Here is a 22,201-nt window from a genome sequence, read left to right as displayed (position 1 = left end):
GCAGAACCAGACACCACATCCGATAACAAGACACTCATTGAATCCCCCGATCCCCACCTCCAATAATACTCGAACATCAGTTCGAGTCAAGAGGTTATGTGAGGGCGCGAATGAGTGGAGTGGGGTCTGCGACTACGAACAAATGACCGCCCCCGCCGACCTCTTCGAAGCGAGAGTGGGGGATCATCGAGTGGGCCCAGCGGGCAACTTCGATGGGTACGTTCCTGTCATCGGTTCCGTGCAGGAAAACCGTTGGTACCGAGATGGATTGAAGCAACCCTGGCATCTCGTGGCGATACCTCGCCAGGTCGACAACCCCTGCGGATCCGCCCTGTGCGATCCCTTCGGATGAATCCAATTGGAGAGCAGGGCGATGCGACTCGTCGGTCATGACGGCCTGATCGGCGGCCGGCCAGATCGAGACGGAGTCGCTGCGCAACTTGGAGAACACTCCGGTTCCCGCAAGCATTGCGCCAGCCATGCGGGGAGCCCAGTTGGCGGCAAAGTACAGCGCGGATACCAGTTTTATCCTGCGCCGCAGAGTATCTCGTGGGGCTCCGGGAATCATGGCGCACGCCAGCACCAATTTCGAGACTCGTTCGGGTACGGCCGCAGCGACTGCGAGCGCGTAACCGCCGCCTCCGGAGAAACCCATCAGTGTGGCCGAGTCCAACTCGAGATGATCGATCAGAGTGACGTAGTCGTCGTCCCAGGAATGAAATCCCTTGTCCGCGTGTGGATCTGTGCGCCCGAAACCGGGACGATCGGGGACGATCAGCCGTAGACCCGCCGTCGCAGCCGCGTTGTCGAGTGAGAGCCCCTCGTATCGGCTGCCAGGTGATCCATGAACCACGACTACCGGCCTGCCAGTCGGATCGCCGTACTCGCAGAACGCGATACGGCGCCCCGAGGTGCCACGAATTTCGGTTGTCGCCACGCTACGTGTCATGTTGTGCTTCCTCGCTGCGCGATCGACGCCACGCCATCCAGAATGAGGGTGACTCCGAATTCGAACCTTCGGGCGGAATCGTGATGAAGCGCGAACACCGATGCCTCGCGTCGATCGGCGGGTGCGCTGTCGAAAGCCCCGCGTCCCAGTTGAATTGCGACGTGTCCGGTCACGAAATCATGCACGGCGCCGTACGCGTAAGTGGCCTGTTCGTCATCGAGGCCGGCCTGCGAAAGCGCTCGCACGACTCGGTGGGCGGTATCGTCGGCACCGGGTGCTTCCAGCGATGCCTGCCGATGGGCTTCCAGGACAAGCGGATGGCGCATCAGAAGGGCATGTAGACCGTAGGCGAACGTGCGGGCAACCCCGCGCCAGTCGGTCGGCCAGTCGATCGACGAGACGGCTTCTCCCACGAGGGTGGAAATCAGGTCTCGCCTCAACGCGTCGATGCCGCCGGTAGTGCGGTGGACGGACATCGGCGATATGCCCAGTCGCTCGGCGAGCACTCGAAATGAGACCGCGTCCAGGCCGTCCGTATCGGCGATCTCGGCCGCAGCATCGAGTATCTGTCTGTGACTCAATGCTTTTGGTCGACCGGCCCTTGCAGAGCCGGCGGATTCGGATACCATGCTGACAACAATAGCGATACGCGTATCGAAATTACAAGTGTCGATTGACCTACAAGGAGTGCTGCCCGATGACTGATCTCCATCAATTGTCCGCTGTCGAACTCGCCGGTGTGATCGCCGCGAAGCAGGTCTCGATCCCCGAGGTGGCACGGTACTTCGTCGATCGTGCGACCACTTCCGATGACGTGGGTGCATTCACGACGATCGCCGGGGAACATGCGATCGAACTCGCCGAGCAGGCCCAGCGAAGGTTGGACGAGCGGGACGCCGGACCGCTTCCGCGCCTGTTCGGCGTCCCGACGGCTATCAAGGACCTCGACGCGACTCGCGGCATCCGCACGACCTTCGGATCGGCGCTCTTTCGGGACTTCGTGCCGGACGCCGATGACGAGATCGTCGAGGCGATCCGAGAAGGTGGTCTGATCGATATCGGCAAGACGACGGTGCCCGAGTTCGGGGCAGCGTGTTACACCGAGCCGGAAGTTGCTCCGCCCGCGCGCAGTCCGTTCGATCGCACACGAAGTGCTGCCGGTAGCAGTGGTGGCGCCGCGGCCGCCGTTGGCGCTGGTCTGGTGCCGTTTGCTCAGGGAAGTGACACCGCCGGGTCGTTGCGTTCACCGGCAAGTACGTGCGGAGTCGTGGGCCTCAAGCCGAGTCGCGGTCTGATCACGATGGGGGTGGCAGGTCACGACAACTTCGGTTTTGCGAGCAAGGGGCCGATCGCCCGAACGGTTCGCGATACCGCTGCACTGCTGGATGTTCTGGCGACGCGACCTGGCGCCGGGACGATTCACCCGCCCCGGCCGAAGTCGTTCGAAGAGTTTGTCGTCCAGGCAGAAGGTTCGCACTCTCGCCCCCTGACCGTCGCCCTCGCTCATGGCTCGGTATCCGGCGGCACGGTGGACCCACGAGTCTCCGAGGCGGTATCGAGGGTGGGCGTTGTTCTCGAGAGCCTGGGACACAACGTGTTTGAACGACCTCAGGTCCGAGACGACGCCTTCGTCGATGCCTTCACCACGATGTTCTCGTCCTTGGCCGGCACCAAGCCCATTCCAGAAGAGTACGAACACCTTCTCCGTCCGATAGTGCAGCACTTACGGGTTCGAGCAAACGAAGTGCCGTCGGGCGATCTGGCCGCGGCAATCGGAGTTGTTCAGGCATGGGCGCGGCGGTGGAGCCTGGATTACGCCGACGCTGATCTTGTTGTCACTCCGACGGTGACAACACCGCCGTTGGCAGTCGGTGAGCTACGCAATGACGAAGACCCCGCGACTGAACTGATCGACATGGTCGCTTTCACGGGAAACACCATCGTCGCCAACGCAACTGGATTCCCGTCGATCAGCTTGCCACTCGGTTGGACGGAAGACGGTGTTCCGCTCGGCGTGATGATCTCGGCGAAATGGGGTTGCGACGCAGAATTGCTCTCTGTCGCTGCAATGCTGGAGAACGCGATGCCGTGGAAGGATCGATACCGATTCGACCGCGCAACCGTGCTCTAACCCGGGAGCGACGTCCGCCCGCCGGCCGATGCAAATCCCAACCACGTGTGGCGGTTACCCCACCAACACCACCCGACTTTCGGGGCGTTGCGGTTGTCTTTGTCATCCCGGCCGGTTCCGTTGCTGATCCACACAGCCGGGGTTCTGGTGTCGAAAGTTCCGTCAGGCTTACGCAATCGGGAGCCGATGGTCATGAAGCACTTTCCGCGTTCGAGGACGTCGGGACGCTGCAACAGCCAGTGAATGCCTTCGGTGAGGGTCAGCGGCGTACGGTCGGCATCGACGATCGCGGGAAGTGCTTCGTCCGGGCTCCAATTGGCCAGGTGATCCCCGCGGTCGACTTCGCCGAGCAGATACATCGCGGTATCAGGCAACGCGGCCGGCTCGGTAGGAGCGAACAGATCGACGTCGGCCATGTCGACGACAATGAAGCCCCGCTTGTTCTTGTGCTCGAGCAGGGGAGTCAAAATGGAAGCTGGAGCGAGTTTTTCGTGCACGGTAAGCAGTCCGGCCTCACCTTTTCCGGCTGCGGCGGCTGCCCTGATGTCGCCGGCAGAAAGCCCGGCCATCTCGTGTACCCCGAGTTCGATCAATCGCTCGGCCTGCTGATCGATGGGCGGGAGGTCGAAGTGCATACTTGCGATCCTACCGATCGTGAGCAGGCCGATCGGTAGGATCGGCGGTGAGGGAAGTCGGCCACGAGACGCCCAACGCGCGCATGATGAACGGGACGGTGGTCGCCACGACGGTGTCCACTCGGTCGCCGGCCATGAGCATCGGGCGTCGGCTTTCCACGCAGGCGAGGATGAGTTGCGCGGACGCGGCAGCATCGGAATCGACAAAGACGCCGGCGTCGACACCTTCCTGGACGAGCTGTTCTACCAGAACCGACAGCGGGACAATATGTTCGAGGAAGCTTTCGCGATCCTGCGCGGACAGCAATTCGACCAACGCGATTCCCGTGAATCGCTGCAGTGAGAACTCGACGAGCGTCAGTTTGACGAGGATTTCGATTCGGTCGACAGGATTCTCGCGATCCGCGAGTTCACGCTCGGCCAGGAGCAGGAATCTGTCCATCTCGCGGGTGGACCAGGCAAGCAGTAACGCAGATTTGTCGGGGAAGTAGTTGTACACCGCTGTCCGTGAGACACCGGCTGCCTGGGCCACAGTCTGCAGCTTCACGTTTTGCCAGCCCTGCTCGTGAAGTTCGCGAATGAACGCGTCCAACATGGCTTCTCGGGTCGCGATCTTGTGTTCTGCGGTTGTCGCGCCACCGGTCAGCTTCGGCATGGTCGATCCTCCTGTGTCTGATTCATGGTCACGGGGAGGTCGAACAGATCCGCAACAAGGCGTGGATCACCCTGCCACATCGAGACGGGTACAAGCATCATCTGCTGCGCGATCGAGCGTACGGATCGGCAGACTTCCTGCGCCTCGGCGGCGGTGAGCGTCGTGCGTTTGCGCAATCGCTCCATCTCCGCGGCAGTCAGATCGGTGATCCATTCTTCGGCTGCAAGTGAGAGAGGTGAATCCGGTGTCACGGCCGATCCAACTCGGCACTGGAGAACCTCGAAGTCATCACGGACAGCATGACGACGGCGACGACCGAAACGGCGTGTGCACCCGCAAGCCAGAGCGACTCGGGTGCATGTTTGTGGAGGGTCGGCGCCATCAGCATGGCCATGAGGAGGGCGAGACCCGACAACATCGCGGGGCCGTCGGGTCGGCCGACAAGCAGGCTGACCAGGAGAACGAGCGCGACAACGCTGCAGGCCACGTCTACAGGCGGGTACGTGGTCGGGACGATTCCGTGGACGGTGTCGGTTAGGTTCAGCCCGATCGACACCAATTGTGCGAGGCCCGTCGCGCCGGCCAGCCAGGCCGTCCACCGCAGTCCGTGAAGACCGGCTTTCCGCACCACGGTCAGAGGCTCCTCCGAAGATCCCCATGCTGCGGACGTCGGTGTTGTCACGGGCCTTCTCCTTTTTATGACGAGGTGTCGTCATAAAGTATCAGCGCTGGAAAAGTGGGTTTCCGAGGGTAGGTAATTGGCTAGTCCTGAGGAGACAGACACGGCAATATCAACAGTTGAATATCCGACGAGGCGAACTGCGGGAGGTGGCTCGATGACGACCCCTGTCCGCACGGATCGGCCCTCGTCGAAACAGAGTTGGTTGGCGCGCGCGGCATTTGCTGCGCTGGTTCTTGCCGTCGTGGTGCTCCTGATTTTCGCCGGACTGAAAACCTTGACCATGCTGATCCTGGGGATCGGTGGGGTGGTCGTGTGCGTCGTAGCGGTGTACTGGTTTCTGACCACCCGCGGATTCCTCCGCTGGATCTCGTTGGCTGTGGCGGTTCTGACGCCGATCGTGGTGCTCGCCTTCCTGATCCGAGAACGCCTCTTGTGGGTGGTGCTGCTCTCGATCGGATTGTTCGTCATAGCCGGTATCTGCGCCCGCGCCGCTTTGGAGGGGGAGGAGAAGGAACTGCCGGTGGTCGAGCGACCGGCGCCGCCGCCCGCCAAACCGTTCTTCGTGATGAATCCGAACTCCGGCGGTGGCAAGGTCGAGAAGTTCGACTTGAAACGCAAGGCCGAGGAACGAGGGGCCACGGTCGTACTGCTCGAGGGGCCGGAGAAGATCGACGTGACGGCCTTGGCCAGGCAGGCGGTCGCGGACGGCGCCGACCTACTCGGTGTTGCCGGTGGCGACGGAACTCAGGCGTTGGTTGCCGCTGTCGCGGCCGAACACGACCTGCCCTTCCTCGTCGTCAGCGCCGGGACGCGCAATCACTTCGCCGCGGATCTGGGTCTCGACCTCGACGATCCGTCACGGTGCCTCGACGCGCTTGTCGACGGCGTCGAGGTGACGGTGGATCTGGGTAATGTCGGCGGTCGAACCTTCGTCAACAACGCATCGTTCGGGGCATACGCCGAAGTTGTCCAGAGTCCGGAGTACCGCGACGCCAAGACCAGCACCTTCCTGCAGAAACTCCCGGATCTGCTCGCCGGACGTGCCGGAGCGGTGCTGACCGCGCGCTCCCCGAGCGTGTCCGCGGTGGGTCCACAGGCGGTTCTGGTCAGCAACGGACCGTACGAGATGAACGACTTGGCGGGGCTCGGTCATCGCCCGCGATTGGACCGGGGCACTCTCGGGATCGTGGCGATCTCCGTCGGCAGCGCCCGTCAGGCCGTCGGGTTACTCCATCGGGCGCATCAACGAGGCCTGGCTCAGGGCACCGGATTCGAGGTGATCATCGACGCCGACACCGACGAGATTCCGGTCGGCGTCGACGGCGAGGCTCTGGTGATGCCGACTCCCGTCAGGTGCACGGTCAGCCCGCAGGCACTGAGAGTCAGAGTCCCCCGAGACCGTCCGGGCGTCCGTAGGCCCAGGCATGCCTGGGATCTGGTCCGATTGCGAGAGTTGGCTAAGTTCACGAAATCCGGCGCATGACCTGGCGATAGCCTTGCATGACTGCCGGCAGAGTGAATCCGGCAAACATGTCCGATTTGCACCGGATGCTGGCAGCATTGAGGGCCGGTATGGATCCTCGAGGAGCAATCGAATGACGATCACACCCAGCGAAGCGCCGGTAGTCGAGACAACGTACGGGCCGGTTCGTGGATCCACGGAAGGTGCGGTATCGAGTTGGAAGGGGATCCGCTACGCGGCACCTCCGGTCGGGTCGTTGCGTTTCCGCGCACCGGTTCCGCCACAGCCGTGGACCGAGATTCAAGACGCAACAGAATTCGGTCCGTGTGAACCGCAAAGTCGACTTGCGATGATCCCGCTCGGTGAGAACATTCCGATGGATGAAGACTGCCTGTTTCTCAACGTGTGGGCGCCGGGCTCCGCCGGCTCTGATGCGCCGGGTAAACCGGTCATGGTCTGGATTCACGGCGGTGCGTACTTTCGCGGAGCATCCAGCCAACCACTGTTCGACGCAACCACATTGGCTGAAAATGGTGACGTTGTCGTCGTCTCGATCAACTACCGCATCGGTGTGTTCGGCTTCGTCGATTTCTCGTCCTTCAACTCGGAAGAACACACCTTCGAGCCCAATGTCGCTCTCCGCGACATGATTGCAGCGCTGCAATGGGTTCAAGGCAACATCGCGGCCTTCGGTGGTGATCCGAATCGGGTGACGTTGTTCGGCGAGTCGGCAGGTGGCGGCGCTGTGACGACGCTGATGACCGTGCCGTCCGCCCGTGGCCTGTTTCATCGCGCTATCGCCGAGAGTTCCCCCGCCACTTCGGTGTACGGGAGTGAACGTGGCGAGATCGTCGCGAAGCTGTTTCTCGAGATCTTCAGCGGCGGGGGCGATCTGGGTCTACTGCGGTCCACGTCTGCCGAAGACTTGATCGGGCCGTCAGACGAACTGTTTGCTCGCGTCCCTCAGGAGACGCCCGGCACTTTGGCGTTCGCGCCGATCGTCGACGGTGATCTGCTCCCTGATTACCCAGTGCGCGCGTTCCGTCACGGCAACGCGCATCCGATTCCGCTTATCATCGGAACCAACAAAGACGAATCTTCGCTCTTCCGGATGATGAAATCGCCGTTGATGCCGATCGATCCCGTCGTGATCACGTCGATGTTCGCGGAGATCGCCGACGAGCACCCTGGGCTCGAGCTACCCGATCATTCGCAGATCGAAGGCGCGTATTCGGGGCTGTCCAAGCTGGGCGCTGGTCTCGGGCTGACCCGTGACTTCGGATTTCGTTTGCCCACGCTGTGGATTGCCGAGGCGCACAGCAAGATTGCACCGACCTGGTTGTACCGATTCGACTACGCGCCGCCGATGCTCAAGGCGCTGAAAATTGGTGCGACCCACGGGACCGAACTTGCCTACGTCTTCGGCAACATCAATCACGGAGCGCGGGACATCACCTACAAATTGGGTGGGCTGAGCGCGGCGCGTCACGTGTCAGAGCGCATGCAGGCTAGGTGGCTGGATTTCGCCAGAGCTGCAGGTGATTACGGCACCGGAGCCGATCGTGAACTGGGTGCGGACCCGGGGTGGCCCACTTACGACACCGACACACGCTCGACACTGTTGATCGACAAGCACGATGCCGTCGTCGCTGATCTGGATTGCGAGATCCGGGAGGCGTGGGGTGACACGGTGATTGCATTCACCTGATGGTTACGGTCTACTGCAGTGTGGCGAGATAGTGCGAGACGGGTCCCGCTGTGAGCATTCCGCTTCCGGCGCCGGCAATTTCGGCGGCGGCAGGTAAGAGCGCCGCTCGAGCACGCTCCTTGACTCGACTGTCGCCGACTGCAGTGGCCGCCGCGGCAGTGAGGCACCACAGTGCCTCGGAGAGTAGGTCTTTGGGCGGGTCCGGCAATGCCTCGACAGCCTTCGCTGCTTCGTTCGCCTGCCCCTGTGCGATGAGCAGGTGTGGCCGGGCCCAGGGTTCGTACGGGCCCCATTGCGTAGCCGGGTCGAAAATTGCCGGCAGTCCCCGCCACACGCGGAGGGCGAGAATTGCGAGAGGGAGTATGCCGTCCTCGAGACCCGGCATGCCGGAACCGGAAAGGTTCACCGCCGCAGCTTCGTACAGCTTCTCGCAGTGCGCCGCTTCTGCGCCGGTAGTGGCCGTTCGCATAGCGCGAAACCAGGTGGTGAACACCGCTGCCAACGGCCGTTCGTGACGTCCGGCCAATCGATCAACTGTCTCGGCGTGTAGCTCGGCTGCGTCGAATTGCCCCAGTGCGCCGAGCGCTTGCATACGGATGAGATGGCCGAGAATCTCGAAGGTGGACAGTCCGTGTCGAGCGGAGAGGTCGACCAGTTCACGGCCGATGCCGTCGCGCTCGGAGGCCAGACCGGTAGTCCAGAACGTCTGCATGAACAACCCGTTCAGAGCGAAAGCCAGGAGACCTGGATCGTCGAGAGCGCGACTGATCTGCACTGCAGCGCGGGCACATTCGAGCCCACGATGACCGGACAGTCCTCGCGATTCGAGTGCAACTGTCGCCAACAGTCTGGCCCGAGCGGGTTCGTTGCCGACCGGAAGTCGATCGAGGGTGCGCTGAGCGGCCGCGACGATCTGCGCAGCCTGCCGAGGATCGTCGGATCGTGTCCAGATTCCGGGCACGTCGTAGTTGCCGATGATCCGTGCGGTGAGTTCGACATCGTCCAATTGTTCAGCGGCACCGATGATTGTCAGTCGTTGGTTTCGGGCAGTCTCGAGTCCGCTTCCGCCCGTAACTGCCAAACTTCGGAGGAGGCCGACGGTTGACTCCAATCTCGATTTCGATCCTGCCGCTACGGTCCGGTCGTACGCTGCCGAAACCTGAGTGAAGATCTGTTCTGCCGCTACAGGATCCAGGTGGTTTTCGCGGCGGAGAATGTCGGACTCGAGGTCGGTCAGTCGTGGCCCGGGGTCGATGCCCAACTCTTCGGCGAGTAGCTCGCGTGCGCGACGTAGGACTGCCAGAGCATCGCCTTGACGGTTGGACCGGTACAGCGCGAGAGCGAGTAGTCGCCAACCATCCTCGCGCCAAGGGTGTTCCGTGACGTGGGCGTCCAGATCGGGAATCGCTTCGGCAGTTCGCCCGAGATCGAGTTGCGCGGATGCGAAGCGCTCGACGGCAGTCAGACGCAGTTCCTCGAGGCGTGACCGCTCCGATCGAGCCCACGGTTCCTCGGCGAACTCCGCGTAGGCCGGCCCTCTCCACAGTTGGAGCGCGGTTCGGAGCAGTTCGAGTGATTGCGCCGGCATCGAATCGGCGGCTTCACGTACCAGTCTTTCGAATTCCCAAGCGTCGACCGCGTCGGGTGCAGCACGAAAGGCGTAGCCAGGGCCTTCGGTGACAATGACTTTCGGCTTCGTTCGCGGGGCACGATCCGGTTCGAGCGCGCGCCTCAGTGCGGAAACGAACGTACGTATTGCACTGGTCGCCCCGGCCGGAGGATCGACCCAGAAGTCGTCGACAATCACGTCCACCGGAACAACACGTCCTCGGGCAATGATCAGACGAGCGAGAACCGCTCGGTGTCGCGGGCCCTTCAGATCGATCAACCCTGACGATTCGTTCCACGCGACCACGGGTCCGAGAACTCCGAAAAATATGTGGTCTCGCATTTCCCCACGTTATCGCGCTCATCGAATGCTCATCGACTACGGCGAAGCTGATTGCCATCACCCCGACCAACGAGAGCGACCGATGACGATCACCATTCCAGGCTTCGACTACCAGCAGATTTCCACAGCAGACGGAGTGCGGCTCAACGTCGCGGTCGGCGGAAACGGAACACCACTCGTCCTTCTTCACGGTTTCCCCCAGACGCACCTCATGTGGCGTCACGTCGCCACTGCGTTGGCGTCGGATCACACCGTCATCTGCCCGGATCTCCGCGGATACGGAGCCAGCGACAAACCGGTCGAGGAAAACCCGGACACCTACTCCAAAAGAACAATGGCTGCCGACATTGTCGAGGTGGCGAAGAAGCTGGGACACGAGAAGTTCGCCCTCGTCGGCCACGATCGTGGCGCACTGGTTGCCGTCAGAGCGGGGCTGGATCATCCGAATGTGATCACGCAACTCGGCTCGCTGGACGTGCTCCCCACCCTGGATATGTGGGACATCCTGCATGGATCGAATGCTGCTGTGGCGTTCCATCTCTATCTCATGGCTCAGCCACCTGGTCTTCCCGAGCAGATGATCAGCGCCAGCGCCGACGCGTTCTTCGAGTACTTTCTCGACGTGTGGACGCAGAACCGCGAAGCGATTCCGGTAGACGTGCGGGCGGAATATCTGCGGGCCTCACGGGAGGCGGTGCCGTCGATCGTTGCCGATTACCGGGCGTCGGCAGGCATCGACATCGAACACGATCGGGTCGATCGGGATGCGGACAACCAACTGCACATGCCGGTCACGGTCATTCAGCAGGACTGGGGTTCGATGCTCGGTTACGACGCCGAGGCCCTGTGGAAAGCGTGGGCGCCCGATCTCGAGCACCGCACGCTGTCCGCAGGTCACTTCATGGCAGAAGAGGCGCCTGCCGAAGTGGTCGAGGCGATCCGGACCCTACTCGAGAGGTAGTTTTGACGCTTCTCGGCTGTCGAGGTACTGGCGAGCGCATCACGTGCGTCGCGAATGGACGAGGGGGATCGATGGGTTTCTCGCTGCACTTCATGCGTATGACGAAAGACGTGCAACTCGATGTTGATCGGGCGGCGGTCGCCGCTTTCCTCGATCAGCACGGGCTGCGCGTGGTCGAGAGCCCGTACGGAGGCGAGATCGTCGACCGTGACGACAGGGCATTGACGATCGACGGGGCCTTCTCCGACCTTCATCTCGACTCGCTCGAGCAGAGCGATCCACTCAGTGGTGGAATCTTCCACGCGACGCTGTCGCCTGCCGAGTGCGCGTTCGTCTACGACCTCTGCGCGGCCGCTGGGTTCCTGATCGTCAACCCTCAGGGTGACCCGACGTTTCTCGTTCCCCAGCGCAATCACGAGCCCGACGACGTTTCCGAGTTGGAGGACGTCGTCTGGGTCGAAAGCGCCGAGGAACTGGCGCGGGCGCTCACCGGTGGTTTCCAAGCGTTCCGCGAGTTTCGGGACCGCGTGACAGGACGAGCCGCCGGTGCCGAATGATCGGGGCCCCGTCGGGTTGACGAAGGTCGGGTTCTACCGCTTGACCCCGGCCGCCAAGTCGTCGACGAGAACCTTGGCGGTCAAGGCGTATCCCGCGGCCTTGTAGTAGTCGAACGGAATCACGCGACCGGCCTGTGCGGCGGGCAGGCGCTGCCACGTCGGCGAGGTGTACACGCTGCCGGAGGCGCTGCGATCCAAGGCGAAGATGACGTCAGCTTCTTCGAGACGGTTGAACTGCTCCGACCCGAGCATCACGCGAAGGTCGGGGCCTTCACGGAGCACCTCGAACCCCAGGTCCTCGGCGACGGCGGTGCGGAAATCGTTCTGGAACCACGCGATCTGATCCTCGGCGGCGGCGACGAAGGCAACCTTCTTGCCGGCCATCAGCGGTTCGACGGTCGGGCGGACCTGAGCTACATGGGCGTCGTACTCGGCGAGTACTTCTTCGGCGCGATCGCTGCGCCCGATGCCGGTGAGGAAGTCCGACATGACTTTGCGCCACTCCGGGGTGAAGTCCTTGCCGACGGGCAGGACCGGTGCAATCTGCTGCATCCGGTCGTTGCCGTACGACCCGGTGTCCCACCAGCCGGCGCTGAGGACGAGAAGGTCTGCGCCGAGGGTCGAGATGTATTCGAAGTTGGGATCCGAAGCACCTTCGGCGAAAATCTCGACACCGGTGGCATCCGGGACCTCGCGGCGAAGGTGTTCGGCGGCGCCGGTCGGGTAGGCGGTCACCGGGTACCCCGCAAGGATCGACAATTCGAGGCCGTCGCGTGGATCGAGGGCAACGACGTTCTGGGGGTCCGTCGGAATGATCAGCTTCTCGTCGCCGCGTGTGAACTCGAAGGTCTCCGCGTTATCGGGCGTCGAACTTTCCGTGCTGCTGCAGGCGGCGAGAAACGCGGCTGCAGCGACGCCCGCGCCGACGCCGAAGAAACCGCGCCGCGTCAGGTTGTCCACGATCGCCCAGTAGTCGCGATCGGTCGTGGAGGGAGAAAGAAGTCGAGTCATGTTTGTTAGGTTAGCCTTAGGGGCTGCCTTCGGGAATGGCGAAACAGCTCCCACGAGCGCCAAGAAATACGGCGAACACGCCAGCGTGCCGAGTGTTGTCGGCGTCACCGGCCCGCCTGAATCACAACCCACTTTCGACCTTTGACGTGCATGACGTCACAACCGGCCGCCTCCTCGATCGCGATTTGGCCCTGATGGCGCCGACTATGCTGGGTGCACCAGCAGTACGATTTCGGAGGTTGCAATGCAGATCACCAGCGTCGGCCACGCAGGATTTCACATCCAGACCGAGGCCGGATCCATCCTGTGTGATCCATGGGTGACCCCGACGTATTTCGCGTCTTGGGTGCCGTTCCCCGACAACACCGAGTTGGACTGGGACGCGCTGGGCAACTGCGACTACCTCTACGTTTCGCACCTGCACAAGGATCACTTCGATCCGAAGAACCTGATCGCGCACGTCAACAAGGACGCCACCGTCCTGCTCCCCGATTACCCGGTGCCGGACCTCAAACGTGAGCTCGAGAAGCTCGGCTTCCACAAGTTCTTCGAGACGGAAGACTCCGTCAAGCACACAGTCAGCGGTCCCAAGGGCGATCTCGACATCATGATCATCGCTTTGCGCGCTCCCGCGGACGGTCCGATCGGTGACTCAGGCCTGGTCGTCTCGGACGGGGAGACCACCTGTTTCAACATGAACGACGCCAGGCCCGTCGACCTGGACCCGCTGACCGACGCCTTCGGGAAGGTCGACATCCATCTGCTGCAGTACTCTGGCGCGATCTGGTACCCGATGGTCTACGACATCCCGAAGGGCACCAAGCGCAACTTCGGCAAGCAGAAGCGTCAGCGCGGCATGGACCGCTGCCGCAACTACATCTCCCAGGTCGACGCTGCCTGGGTTGTCCCGTCGGCCGGCCCGCCGGTCTTCCTCGACGACGACCTGCGTTACCTCAACGACGATCACGGCGACGAGGGAAACATCTTCCCCGACCAGATCACGTTCCTCGAGCAGATGCGCATCAACGGCAACGATCGTGGTCTGCTGATGATCCCCGGCTCGACCGTCGAACTTCGGGGAAGCGAGAAGGTTGCCCTGACGCATCCCATCCCGGACGCGGACGTCGACAAGATCTTCTCGAACAAGGCCGAGTACATCGAGAAGATGGCGCAGAAGATGGCACCGGTCATCGCCGCGCAGAAGGCTACGTGGGCTCCGGCCGAAGGCGAGCCGCTGCTCGACGGTCTGAAGGCCAAGTTCGAGCCGATCATGGCGCAGTCCGATCTGATCTGCGACGGAATCGGCTACCCCGTCGGACTCGTGATGGGAGAGGAGACTGTCGTCCTCGACTTCCCGAAGCGGATCGTTCGCGAGCCCATCGACGGAGAAGGTAAGTACCGCTACGGCTTCCGCATTGCTCCCGAACTGGTTCGCACCGTTCTGCGTGACGACGAGCCAGACTGGGTCAACACCATTTTCCTGTCGACACGCTTCACGGCGTGGCGCATCGGTGGGTACAACGAGTTCCTCTACACGTTCTTCAAGTGCCTCACCGACGAACGCATCGCATACGCCGACGGCTGGTTCGCCGAGGCGCACGACGACAGCGCGTCTATCGAGTTGGGTGGCTACGAGATTCAGCGTCGTTGCCCCCACCTCAAGGCTGACCTGTCGAAGTTCGGTGTCGTCGACGGCACCAACCTCACCTGCGATCTGCACGGCTGGCAGTGGGATCTCGAGACCGGCCGGTGCAAGACGTCCAAGGGCCACGAGCTGCGCACCAGCAAGCTGAGCTGAACCGAGCTCGTCGGGTGACGGGATACAGCAGGTCGCTGATCGGCCTGGCGACAGCGCTCGCCGGGTTGGCCGGTTACGTCGACGCGCTCGGATTCATCACGCTCGGTGGGCCTTTCGTTTCGTTTATGAGCGGCAACATGACGCAGGCGAGCGTCGCATTTGCCGACGGGGTGTGGTCGACCGCGCGGGTGGCAGGCGGCATCATCGTGCTCTTCCTCCTGGGAATCGCGCTGGGAACCGTCGTCACCCACTTCACGGAGCGGTACTCCGTCCGGACCCGCAAGGTCACAGTGCTTGCGGTTGTGGCTGGACTGCTGGCCATCGGTTCGGTGATGAGCAGCCTCGACGTCACCCCAGGCGCGATTTCGGCGATGGCCCTGGCGATGGGAGCCGTCAACTCGGTGTTCCAACGCGACGGTGAGGTGACGATCGGTGTCACGTACATGACCGGTGCGCTGGTCAAGATGGGCCAGCGTCTCACCGGAGCCTTTCTGGGCGGCCCGAAGTGGGCGTGGCTGCAGCACTTCGGGATGTGCGCGGGGTTGATCGCGGGCGCGGTAGTCGGTGCGCTCGTTCATCGGTGGATCGGCCTTCACGCTCTGTGGCCTGCTTCGGCATTCACGGTTCTTCTGATCGCCGTCGCGTGGCGGGTCTCGCCCCCGGCACCGGCACAGGTGTAAAAAGAGCGGGGTACACAAGCCGGAGTGCGGGGGAACTGTGGATGCTCTGATCATCGTTGTGCTGGGGCTACTCGGAATCGTCGCCGCCTCGACGCTCGGGGCGCGGATCGGAGTCGCGGCGCCGCTGATTCTGGTGATGGCCGGGATCGTTGTCAGCCTCCTCCCCTTTGTCCCAGCAGTGGACATCGATCCGGAATGGATTCTCGCGGGTGTGCTTCCGCCGCTGCTGTACTCAGCTTCGGTCTCGATGCCGTCGATGGAGTTTCGGCGTGAATTCGGTGCTATCGGTGGGCTCTCAGTTCTCCTCGTCGTGGTGAGTGCGCTGGTTCTCGGTGTGTTCTTCTCGTGGGTGATACCAGGACTCGGCATCTGGTGGGGCATTGCACTCGGCGCGATTGTGAGCCCGACGGATGCCGTCGCGACGTCCATCGTCAAGAAACTCCCGGTCTCGCCGCGGGTGGTGTCGATCCTCGAAGGCGAAAGCCTGCTCAACGACGCTACCGCTCTGGTCCTGTTGCGTACTGCCATCGCCGGAGCGGCCGCGTCGGTATCGCTGTGGAGTGTGTTGGGCAAGTTCGCTTTTGCCGTCGTCGTGGCCGCGGTCATCGGTGTTGTCGTCGGCAAGGTCAACCTGATGGTTCGTGCCCGTGTCACCGACTCGACGGTCAACACGGTCATCTCGTTCACGGTGCCGTTTCTGGCCGCGATCCCCGCCGAAGAGTTGGGTGCATCGGGGTTGGTTGCTGCCGTCGTGGCCGGGCTCGTCACCGGCTACGACGCTCCTCGGAAGCTCTCGCCGCGTCATCGGTTGTCGGACTCCCAGAACTGGCGCACAGTCGAACTGGTCCTCGAAGGTGCGATCTTTCTGGTGATGGGCCTCGAACTCTCGTCGATAGTCGACGATGTCCGGGTCGACCACGAGGGAATACCCACCGCATTCTTCGTCGCTGCGGGTGCACTGTTCCTCACGATCTTGGTTCGGGCTCTGTACGTCGCGCCGCTACTGCGAGCACTCCAAGCGCGGGCAAACTTTCGCGAACGCATGAAACCCAGACTCTCCGACATCGCGAATCGTCTCGACAATCCGGAGGATTACCCACCGGACGAAGGGCGGCGTAGCAGGCGCCGGGCGCCTTCGGCGAATCAGATGGAACGGTTCAAGATTCGGGTACGGCGGACGGTTGCCGATATCGATTACTACCTTGCCGCGCCGTTGGGATGGCGTGAAGGGACGATCGTCATCTGGGCCGGTATGCGCGGAGCGGTCACTCTGGCTGCCGCGCAGACTCTTCCGGAAGACACTCCGAGTCGATCGCTTCTGATCTTGGTGGCGTTCCTGGTCGCAGCCGGCTCGTTGATCCTTCAGGGTGGGACGTTGAAGCGCGTCGTAGTGGCGGTCGGTCCGGCAGCGCAGGACCTCACCGATTCCGAACTCGACGAACATCGACGTTTGCTCGCTCTACTCGAGGATGCTTCTGCGAGTTTCGTTCCACCCGAGGGGCAGTCGAAGAAGAAGACCCGGCTCGACGTGATCGACGCGCAGCGCCAAGCGCTGCTCGACGCGCGGGACGACGGCCTGTTCGACGCACGGATGCTCGGATCGGCACTGGCCGCGCTGGATGCCGATCAGATCAGCCTCGAACTCAAGGGCGGTCCGGACGGTTGATCACGTGCACAGTCTCTTTCGAGCAGACGTCATCATCGCCCGCGTGATCACGCCGTGTAGTACCTGAACTGGTGCGAAGTAGATTCGGCCCGCGCGGTTCTTCAGCTCCACGGCAGTGACGACGTGCAGGAGGCCGGCGTCGTTGTCGGCCTGAACCGAGGCGACGAATCGTAGGTGTTTCTCGTCCGCTTCGATGAGGGCCTCGCCGTCGGCGATCTTGTCGACGGTAAAGGTGTCCGGGCGTCCCTTGGCGATGCCGAGCAGTCCGACTACCCGCTCCCTGAGCCAGAACATCGCGAGGACTGGTGCGGGGACATTCCTGACGTCGAAGACGGCCTGCGCCCACTCCTCGGATGTATGGGTCGGAACAGACGGGATGGTGATCGTGGTGGCTTCTGCCCAGTCCGGTGCAGGCATTGCCTTGAATGCGAGTGTCATTTCACCCTCCGTACGGTGCCGTATGGAACTTACCCATACGGTACCGTACGGAGGTGACGAATGCCCGCGCCCGACTCTCCCGCGATCAGTGGATCGATGCTGCTTTCGAGGCTCTGACCAGCCACGGGCCAGGTGCCGTCGCTGTGGAGAAGGTGGCACGCACGCTGGGATCGACCAAGGGTTCCTTCTATTGGCATTTTGCGAACCGTGACGAATTGCTGCAGGCTGCGCTCGATCGATGGGAAGTTCTGGCAACCGAGCGACTGATCTCTTCCGTCGAGGCCTCCGGCGAACCGGCAGAGGTGAGGTTGCGTCGCCTGGTCGACGCGGTCACAACCGGACTGGCCGGTCGCCGTGCGGAGTTGGAACTGCTTGCCGGGATCGACCATCCTGTGGTTTCGGCGGCGGTTCGACGTGTCACCGAGCGTCGAGTCGCCTACATCGTGACGTTGTTGGTCGATCTGGGGATGGACAGGCAGAAAGCGGAACATCTTGGCGTACTTGCCTATTCGATGTACCTGGGGCAGATGCAATTGGTGCACAGTGCGCCAGATGTGGTTCCTGGCAGCGGTGCGGACGCTCACGCGCTCGCCGACGAGTTCGTGAGCATGGTTCTGGCCGGGTAAGTCCGCCATCGAATGCAGCGTGATCTGCGCATCACCCTGCGCTTTCAGGTGAGGGACCACACATTGCGCGTAACCCGTAGTTACAGATACTTTGAGGTCAGCTGAAGTGGGGTGCCGGGTATGTCGGCATTTCCCGGAGGCGCAAAACCGTTTCACGACAGGAAGAAAGGTGACTCACCATGAGCGTTGTGCTTATTTCGTTGCTGGTCGCCGCTGGACTCACCGTGCTGGCCACCAGTGACGGTGCCGGTCTGGACTTCGGGAGTCGGCAGCTGAACCGCCAGTTGAAGACCCGCACGCACCGGTAACCCCGGAAATCGGCCGGCTCCACGCGATACTTCGCGGAGCCGGCCTTTTGCGTTGTCCGGTCAGTTCACCCCGAGATCTGTCAGCCAGGCCCGCGTGCTGCGGGCAGTGATACCCAAGGCAGCAGTAGAACCCGTCGCGGAGTTGAACGCGACGCTGTCGGCAGATTCGAGTCCCGTGTAGAGCTGGGAAACCCCGGCTGCTGCACCCGCTCCGATGATCGGCGCAATCGATGCACCGAAGGCATCGGGTGTCACGGCTTCGAAAGTTACCGCGCGCGAGAAGTGTTCGGCGAATGCCTCGGCCAATTCGATACCGGTGATCGCCGGAATCTGTCCGATGTCGACCGCGTCCGGTGCTACGTCGAGAGTCAGGGCCGCGACGGCTGCATCAGCGACGTCGAGATGTGAACTCCATGCGACCGCGAGATCGGCACGCAGTGGGTAACGCAGGACGCCTTCGTCTTTCACTCCCGACAGCACAGTGGGCAGAAGAAGATTCTCGAGGAACAAACGTGGGGTCAGAACGGTCACCGCGATGCCTTCGGCGCGAAGTCCGTCGACGAGCTCGGAGAGAACGGGTGTGTTGGGACCGGCAAGCGGCGAAGTAGCGTCGCCGATCACCGTGCCGCTGGTAGAGATCACGAACCGCGAAGGGCGTGCCGCTCTCGCTGCAGCCAGAACGTTGTGGGCATAACCAGCTAGCGTCTCGGTGTCGCCGGCGAGTGGCAGGTGAAAGAACACCCCGTCCGCCCCGCGATAAGCGTCGGCGAGAGAGTCGACTGACGCATTGTCCGCGACGACGGTGTTCGCACCCTCGAACGTCTGGTCAGGGTTACGGGTGATTGCTCGGACTTCGGCCCCTGCCGATCCGGCGAGAGCCGCGACCAATCCTGCGAGAACGGGAGAACCCTGTGCGCCGGTGGCGCCATGCACTGTGTAAGTCATGACGCCTATAGTTCACATCGGGAACCAGTTACTTCAAGTGAACTAATGGAGAATCGATGAGTGAATCAGGTCACGTTCTTCCGGAGTGCGGCGTCGCGCGCTTCCTGCTGGTCCTGGACGGACCGTGGGCAACGCTGATCGTTCGTGAGCTCACGCACGGCCCCATGCGCTTCACGGAACTACGACGCGCTTTGCCCGGCATCAGTCCAAGGACACTGTCGGCCAGGCTCAAACGTTTCGAGGAGTTCGATCTGGTGACCCGGACTGCTTACGCCGAGGTGCCGCCGCGAGTGGAGTACGAACTCACCGCGACGGGGATGGAACTGCGCTCCGTGCTCGAAGCGATGGTCGAGTGGGCGGATCTGGCACTCCCCGTTTCCTGACGTGCCCTCAGCGCGGGCCCGAAAGTCCAACTCGCAGAGCGCCACAGGCCTCGAACATCGCGTCTTGTCCGGTGTGGCCGACGCCGGTGGTGTTGACGAAGGCATGGATCAAACCGCTGTGGCGCCTCAGTGCGACCGGGACTCCGGCCTCTCGCAGCCGGTTCGCATACGCTTCGCCCTCGTCGCGCAGTGGGTCGAAACCGGCGACCGCAACGTACGCGGGCGGTAGGCCGGCCAGGTCCGGAGTGAGCAGCGGTGAGACTCGCGGGTCGAGAGCCGAAGTGCCGCCCGACAGGTAATGGGCTGCATACCAGTCGAGTTGGGCGTCGGTGAGAAAGAAGTCGGTGCCGAACATCTTGTGCGACGGGCGCTTCGACGAAAGGTCCACCCAGGGAAAGAAGAGCAGTTGGAATGCGGGTTTGACGTCGTCTTCGGTCGTGGACTGCGCGACGACGGCAGCCAGGTTCCCGCCGGCGCTGTCTCCGCCCACTGCAATGGATTTCGGATCGGCGCCCAGTTCCGCGGCATGTTCGACGCAGTACCGGAATGCGGCGACGGCGTCGTCGATCCCGGCGGGAAAGGGGAACTCCGGTGCCAGCCGGTAGTCCACCGACAGCACACTGACTTCGCCGTGGCGGGCCAGGAAGCGGCACACACTGTCGCCGCTCTCGAGGCTGCCGAGGACGAACCCGCCGCCGTGGAAGTACACCAAAAGTGGAGCGGGCGTGGAGACCCCGGCGGGGCGATACAGCCGAGCGGAAATCGCGTGGTCCCCGGCCGGGATCTCGAGGTCGCGAACCGTTTCGATGTCGATGGGCGTACCGCCGAACAGTCGCGATTCGGCGTCGATCTGAGCTCGTCCCTCTTCGACCGGAAGATGCTCGAAGCTCGTACCTTCCACTGCCGAGAGCAATCGCAGTGCAAGCTGGATCTCGGGGTGCAGAGTCTGTCCGTCGATCTCCTTCGGCTTGCCACCGAGAATGCGCTGCGCGCCAGTCGGTAAGGCGCCAACGACATCGAGCACCACCCGCGCAACACGATCTTGGACAGACATCTTCTCCGTGGACATACTCGCCTTCCGTCGGCTGATCACCCGTCGCTTGTACGTTACGAAAGAACTGGACAAATATCCAGGAACTTCGACGCTCGCGATCAACCTGCCGGCGTCACCGTGACTGTGACGGGGCCCGCGTCGTCCGCGGTTTCCACTGTGAGAAGACGGCTTTGGGGGTTCCAGTTCACGATGTCGGCGCCTGCGACGTCGACGCCGCCGGGAAGCCGCTCTCGGGTAGGTAGATCTCGGTCGGTGCCGTCACAGCGGGGTTCGGGGTGAACGTCAGCTGAAGGCGGTCGACGGTCGAGGACCATTCGGTGGGTGTGCCAGCGACGGCGCGCGGATACGGCTTGTTCAGGGTGTCGACGAGGAGTGTCTGTGTTCCGTCCGGCAGGTACGGGCCCCAAGGCCCTGGATCACTGGACCAGTACGAGACGCCCGCGCCGAGTTCTCGGGCGGTCGTGTAGACGCGGTCGATGTAGTCGGTTGCGCCGGGCAGTGTTGTGTCGAGCCCGAATTCGCCGAGAATGACCGGGACGCCGCCGAGTACGTTTCCGGCTATGTGTTCGACGCTGTCGCGCCAGGTGTCGATGGTCGCGTCGGTGAGTGTGCGTGAGAGGCCGGAGTATCCGTCACCGAGGTCGAGGGGCAGTGGGTACAGGTGTGGGCAGTAGGCGATTCGCTGTTCGCCGGCTCGTGGGTCGTTGATCTTCGTCAGTCCGCTGGGGACACCTTGGTTGACGCCGACGGCCTGCGGGGCCACGCACACCCAGCTGTCCTGATCGACTTCCCTGATGGCGTTGGTGGTTCGCTGATACAGGGCAGCGAGGGGCCCGCCTTCGAATGCGGGGCCTTGGAGGGAACCGCCCCACGGCTCGTTCATCAGGTCGTAGGCCACGACGGTGTCATTGCCTGCGAAACGTTCGGCCACCGCCTGCCATGCGTTCGCGTAGTGCTCGACCAGTTCGGGGTGTTGGCCGGTGGTGTTCCAGAAGTTGTCGAATGCGCGCATCACGCCGGGTTGGATGTAGTACAACTCCCAGCGGTCTTGAGGGCTGACCGGAAGGCCGTCCATGTATGTCGCCCAGGCCGGTGCGCCGTTGCCGATGTTGCCGGCGCCGTTGCCGCTGTTGCCCTCTGGTGTGATCGCGCCGGAATAGACGTCTTGATGCATGTCGAGCATGACCTTGTAGCCGCGCTCGGCATACCAGCTGACCCGGTCCTCGACGCGGTCGAGATACTCCTGGTCGTACTGTCCTGGTTCCGGTTCGACCGAACGCCAGGAGATCAGGAACCGCACGAAATTTGTTCCCATGTCTGCATGTTCGCGCTCGAGGTCGGCTTCGGTGAACTTCGGCATGCCGTCGGGTGCGCTTTTTGCGCTCGACGCCGTGTTGAACCCTCGCAGGATCAAGGAGCGGCCGGCGTCATCGGTCAGGTACGACGGCGACATCGAAGTGCCACCGGCGCTCCCCGACGTGGGCAGGCTACCTTCGGCAGCGGCGATTCCGCCGCCCAGTATCAGTGAGCCCGCGACTATCAGTGCTGAGAGCGGGATACGGCGCACGGAAACTCCTCCTGGATGTGTGGATGGATTGACT

23 protein-coding genes are annotated in these 22,201 nt (G+C 62.7%); 11 read left to right on the top strand and 12 right to left on the bottom strand.

Annotated elements, in window-relative coordinates:
* Positions 1–94: 94 nt before the first annotated feature.
* Together H7C86_RS12140 and H7C86_RS12135 are read right to left on the bottom strand one after the other, a co-directional pair.
* The gene (locus H7C86_RS12140) at positions 95–949 is read right to left on the bottom strand and encodes an alpha/beta fold hydrolase (RefSeq protein ID WP_182261594.1); all 855 of its coding nucleotides are present in this window, start codon (positions 947–949) and stop codon (positions 95–97) included.
* Entirely contained in the window at positions 946–1,578 is a 633-nt protein-coding gene (locus tag H7C86_RS12135; protein WP_020971247.1) for a TetR/AcrR family transcriptional regulator, read from the bottom strand. Before H7C86_RS12135 ends, H7C86_RS12140 begins: the two co-directional genes overlap by 4 nt.
* Positions 1,579–1,646: 68 nt before the next feature.
* On the opposite strand from H7C86_RS12135, the gene H7C86_RS12130 reads away from it, so the two are divergent.
* Complete coding sequence (locus H7C86_RS12130; RefSeq protein WP_182261593.1) at positions 1,647–3,080, top strand: amidase; 1,434 nt, start codon at positions 1,647–1,649, stop codon at positions 3,078–3,080.
* On the opposite strand, the gene H7C86_RS12125 is transcribed toward H7C86_RS12130, so the two are convergent.
* Genes H7C86_RS12125 through H7C86_RS12110 form a run of 4 tightly spaced genes read right to left on the bottom strand, consistent with a single transcriptional unit; the run spans position 3,077 to position 5,052 of the window.
* Positions 3,077–3,715, bottom strand: a complete 639-nt coding sequence (locus H7C86_RS12125) for a DUF5701 family protein (RefSeq protein WP_182261592.1) — start codon at positions 3,713–3,715, stop codon at positions 3,077–3,079. The two genes, H7C86_RS12130 and H7C86_RS12125, sit on opposite strands and share 4 nt — an antisense overlap.
* A 10-nt stretch (positions 3,716–3,725) precedes the next feature.
* Positions 3,726–4,370: a TetR/AcrR family transcriptional regulator gene (locus H7C86_RS12120; RefSeq protein ID WP_020909606.1), complete on the bottom strand. Its 645-nt coding sequence runs from the start codon at positions 4,368–4,370 to the stop codon at positions 3,726–3,728.
* Positions 4,358–4,621: a hypothetical protein gene (locus tag H7C86_RS12115; RefSeq protein ID WP_019745914.1), complete on the bottom strand. Its 264-nt coding sequence runs from the start codon at positions 4,619–4,621 to the stop codon at positions 4,358–4,360. The genes H7C86_RS12120 and H7C86_RS12115 overlap by 13 nt, the downstream gene beginning before the upstream one ends.
* Complete coding sequence (locus H7C86_RS12110) at positions 4,618–5,052, bottom strand: hypothetical protein (RefSeq protein WP_182261591.1); 435 nt, start codon at positions 5,050–5,052, stop codon at positions 4,618–4,620. The genes H7C86_RS12115 and H7C86_RS12110 overlap by 4 nt, the downstream gene beginning before the upstream one ends.
* A gap of 154 nt (positions 5,053–5,206) precedes the next feature.
* On the opposite strand from H7C86_RS12110, the gene H7C86_RS12105 reads away from it, so the two are divergent.
* On the top strand, positions 5,207–6,535 hold the full coding sequence (locus tag H7C86_RS12105) for a diacylglycerol kinase family protein (RefSeq protein ID WP_020909604.1): 1,329 nt from the start codon (positions 5,207–5,209) through the stop codon (positions 6,533–6,535).
* Between the two features lie 112 nt (positions 6,536–6,647).
* Positions 6,648–8,222, top strand: coding sequence for a carboxylesterase/lipase family protein (locus H7C86_RS12100; RefSeq protein ID WP_182261590.1), 1,575 nt, complete (start codon positions 6,648–6,650; stop codon positions 8,220–8,222).
* 10 nt (positions 8,223–8,232) lie between these two features.
* Here the strand turns inward: H7C86_RS12100 and H7C86_RS12095 are convergent, their stop codons facing one another.
* Complete coding sequence (locus tag H7C86_RS12095; RefSeq protein WP_182261589.1) at positions 8,233–10,173, bottom strand: BTAD domain-containing putative transcriptional regulator; 1,941 nt, start codon at positions 10,171–10,173, stop codon at positions 8,233–8,235.
* Between the two features lie 82 nt (positions 10,174–10,255).
* Between H7C86_RS12095 and H7C86_RS12090 the strand changes: the two genes are divergently transcribed.
* Both H7C86_RS12090 and H7C86_RS12085 read left to right on the top strand, forming a co-directional pair.
* The gene (locus tag H7C86_RS12090; protein ID WP_182261588.1) at positions 10,256–11,134 is read left to right on the top strand and encodes an alpha/beta fold hydrolase; all 879 of its coding nucleotides are present in this window, start codon (positions 10,256–10,258) and stop codon (positions 11,132–11,134) included.
* A gap of 71 nt (positions 11,135–11,205) precedes the next feature.
* On the top strand, positions 11,206–11,691 hold the full coding sequence (locus tag H7C86_RS12085; protein WP_020971240.1) for a hypothetical protein: 486 nt from the start codon (positions 11,206–11,208) through the stop codon (positions 11,689–11,691).
* Positions 11,692–11,724: 33 nt separating this feature from the next.
* Here the strand turns inward: H7C86_RS12085 and H7C86_RS12080 are convergent, their stop codons facing one another.
* The gene (locus H7C86_RS12080) at positions 11,725–12,702 is read right to left on the bottom strand and encodes an ABC transporter substrate-binding protein (protein WP_060937769.1); all 978 of its coding nucleotides are present in this window, start codon (positions 12,700–12,702) and stop codon (positions 11,725–11,727) included.
* Between the two features lie 244 nt (positions 12,703–12,946).
* On the opposite strand from H7C86_RS12080, the gene H7C86_RS12075 reads away from it, so the two are divergent.
* The 3 genes from H7C86_RS12075 to H7C86_RS12065 are packed head-to-tail and all read left to right on the top strand — an operon-like array spanning position 12,947 to position 16,846.
* Positions 12,947–14,500: an MBL fold metallo-hydrolase gene (locus H7C86_RS12075; RefSeq protein WP_021345977.1), complete on the top strand. Its 1,554-nt coding sequence runs from the start codon at positions 12,947–12,949 to the stop codon at positions 14,498–14,500.
* A gap of 14 nt (positions 14,501–14,514) precedes the next feature.
* The gene (locus tag H7C86_RS12070) at positions 14,515–15,180 is read left to right on the top strand and encodes a YoaK family protein (protein ID WP_019745905.1); all 666 of its coding nucleotides are present in this window, start codon (positions 14,515–14,517) and stop codon (positions 15,178–15,180) included.
* A 37-nt stretch (positions 15,181–15,217) separates the two neighbouring features.
* Entirely contained in the window at positions 15,218–16,846 is a 1,629-nt protein-coding gene (locus H7C86_RS12065; protein WP_046379552.1) for a sodium:proton antiporter, read from the top strand.
* On the opposite strand, the gene H7C86_RS12060 is transcribed toward H7C86_RS12065, so the two are convergent.
* Positions 16,847–17,284, bottom strand: coding sequence for a DUF2867 domain-containing protein (locus H7C86_RS12060; RefSeq protein ID WP_019745903.1), 438 nt, complete (start codon positions 17,282–17,284; stop codon positions 16,847–16,849).
* A 53-nt stretch (positions 17,285–17,337) separates the two neighbouring features.
* Between H7C86_RS12060 and H7C86_RS12055 the strand changes: the two genes are divergently transcribed.
* Together H7C86_RS12055 and H7C86_RS37225 are read left to right on the top strand one after the other, a co-directional pair.
* Positions 17,338–17,910 carry a TetR/AcrR family transcriptional regulator gene (locus H7C86_RS12055; protein WP_182261587.1) on the top strand — a complete coding sequence of 191 codons (573 nt, stop codon included), beginning with the start codon at positions 17,338–17,340 and terminating at the stop codon, positions 17,908–17,910.
* Between the two features lie 179 nt (positions 17,911–18,089).
* Entirely contained in the window at positions 18,090–18,218 is a 129-nt protein-coding gene (locus tag H7C86_RS37225; RefSeq protein WP_003943237.1) for a hypothetical protein, read from the top strand.
* A gap of 60 nt (positions 18,219–18,278) precedes the next feature.
* Here the strand turns inward: H7C86_RS37225 and H7C86_RS12050 are convergent, their stop codons facing one another.
* A complete protein-coding gene (locus H7C86_RS12050) occupies positions 18,279–19,163 on the bottom strand; it encodes an SDR family oxidoreductase (protein ID WP_020909596.1) in 885 nt (294 codons plus the stop codon).
* 56 nt (positions 19,164–19,219) lie between these two features.
* Between H7C86_RS12050 and H7C86_RS12045 the strand changes: the two genes are divergently transcribed.
* On the top strand, positions 19,220–19,546 hold the full coding sequence (locus H7C86_RS12045) for a helix-turn-helix domain-containing protein (RefSeq protein WP_019745900.1): 327 nt from the start codon (positions 19,220–19,222) through the stop codon (positions 19,544–19,546).
* Between the two features lie 7 nt (positions 19,547–19,553).
* Here the strand turns inward: H7C86_RS12045 and H7C86_RS12040 are convergent, their stop codons facing one another.
* Both H7C86_RS12040 and H7C86_RS12035 read right to left on the bottom strand, forming a co-directional pair.
* A complete protein-coding gene (locus H7C86_RS12040) occupies positions 19,554–20,615 on the bottom strand; it encodes an alpha/beta hydrolase (protein ID WP_021333328.1) in 1,062 nt (353 codons plus the stop codon).
* 169 nt (positions 20,616–20,784) lie between these two features.
* On the bottom strand, positions 20,785–22,167 hold the full coding sequence (locus H7C86_RS12035) for a cellulase family glycosylhydrolase (RefSeq protein ID WP_259349090.1): 1,383 nt from the start codon (positions 22,165–22,167) through the stop codon (positions 20,785–20,787).
* Between the last annotated feature and the right edge of the window lie 34 nt (positions 22,168–22,201).

The organism is Rhodococcus sp. UFZ-B548 (assembly GCF_903819475.1).
GTDB lineage: Bacteria > Actinomycetota > Actinomycetes > Mycobacteriales > Mycobacteriaceae > Rhodococcus_F > Rhodococcus_F erythropolis.
Note: the sequence above shows the minus strand (reverse complement) of the source record. Positions and strands in the feature narration are given on the sequence as shown.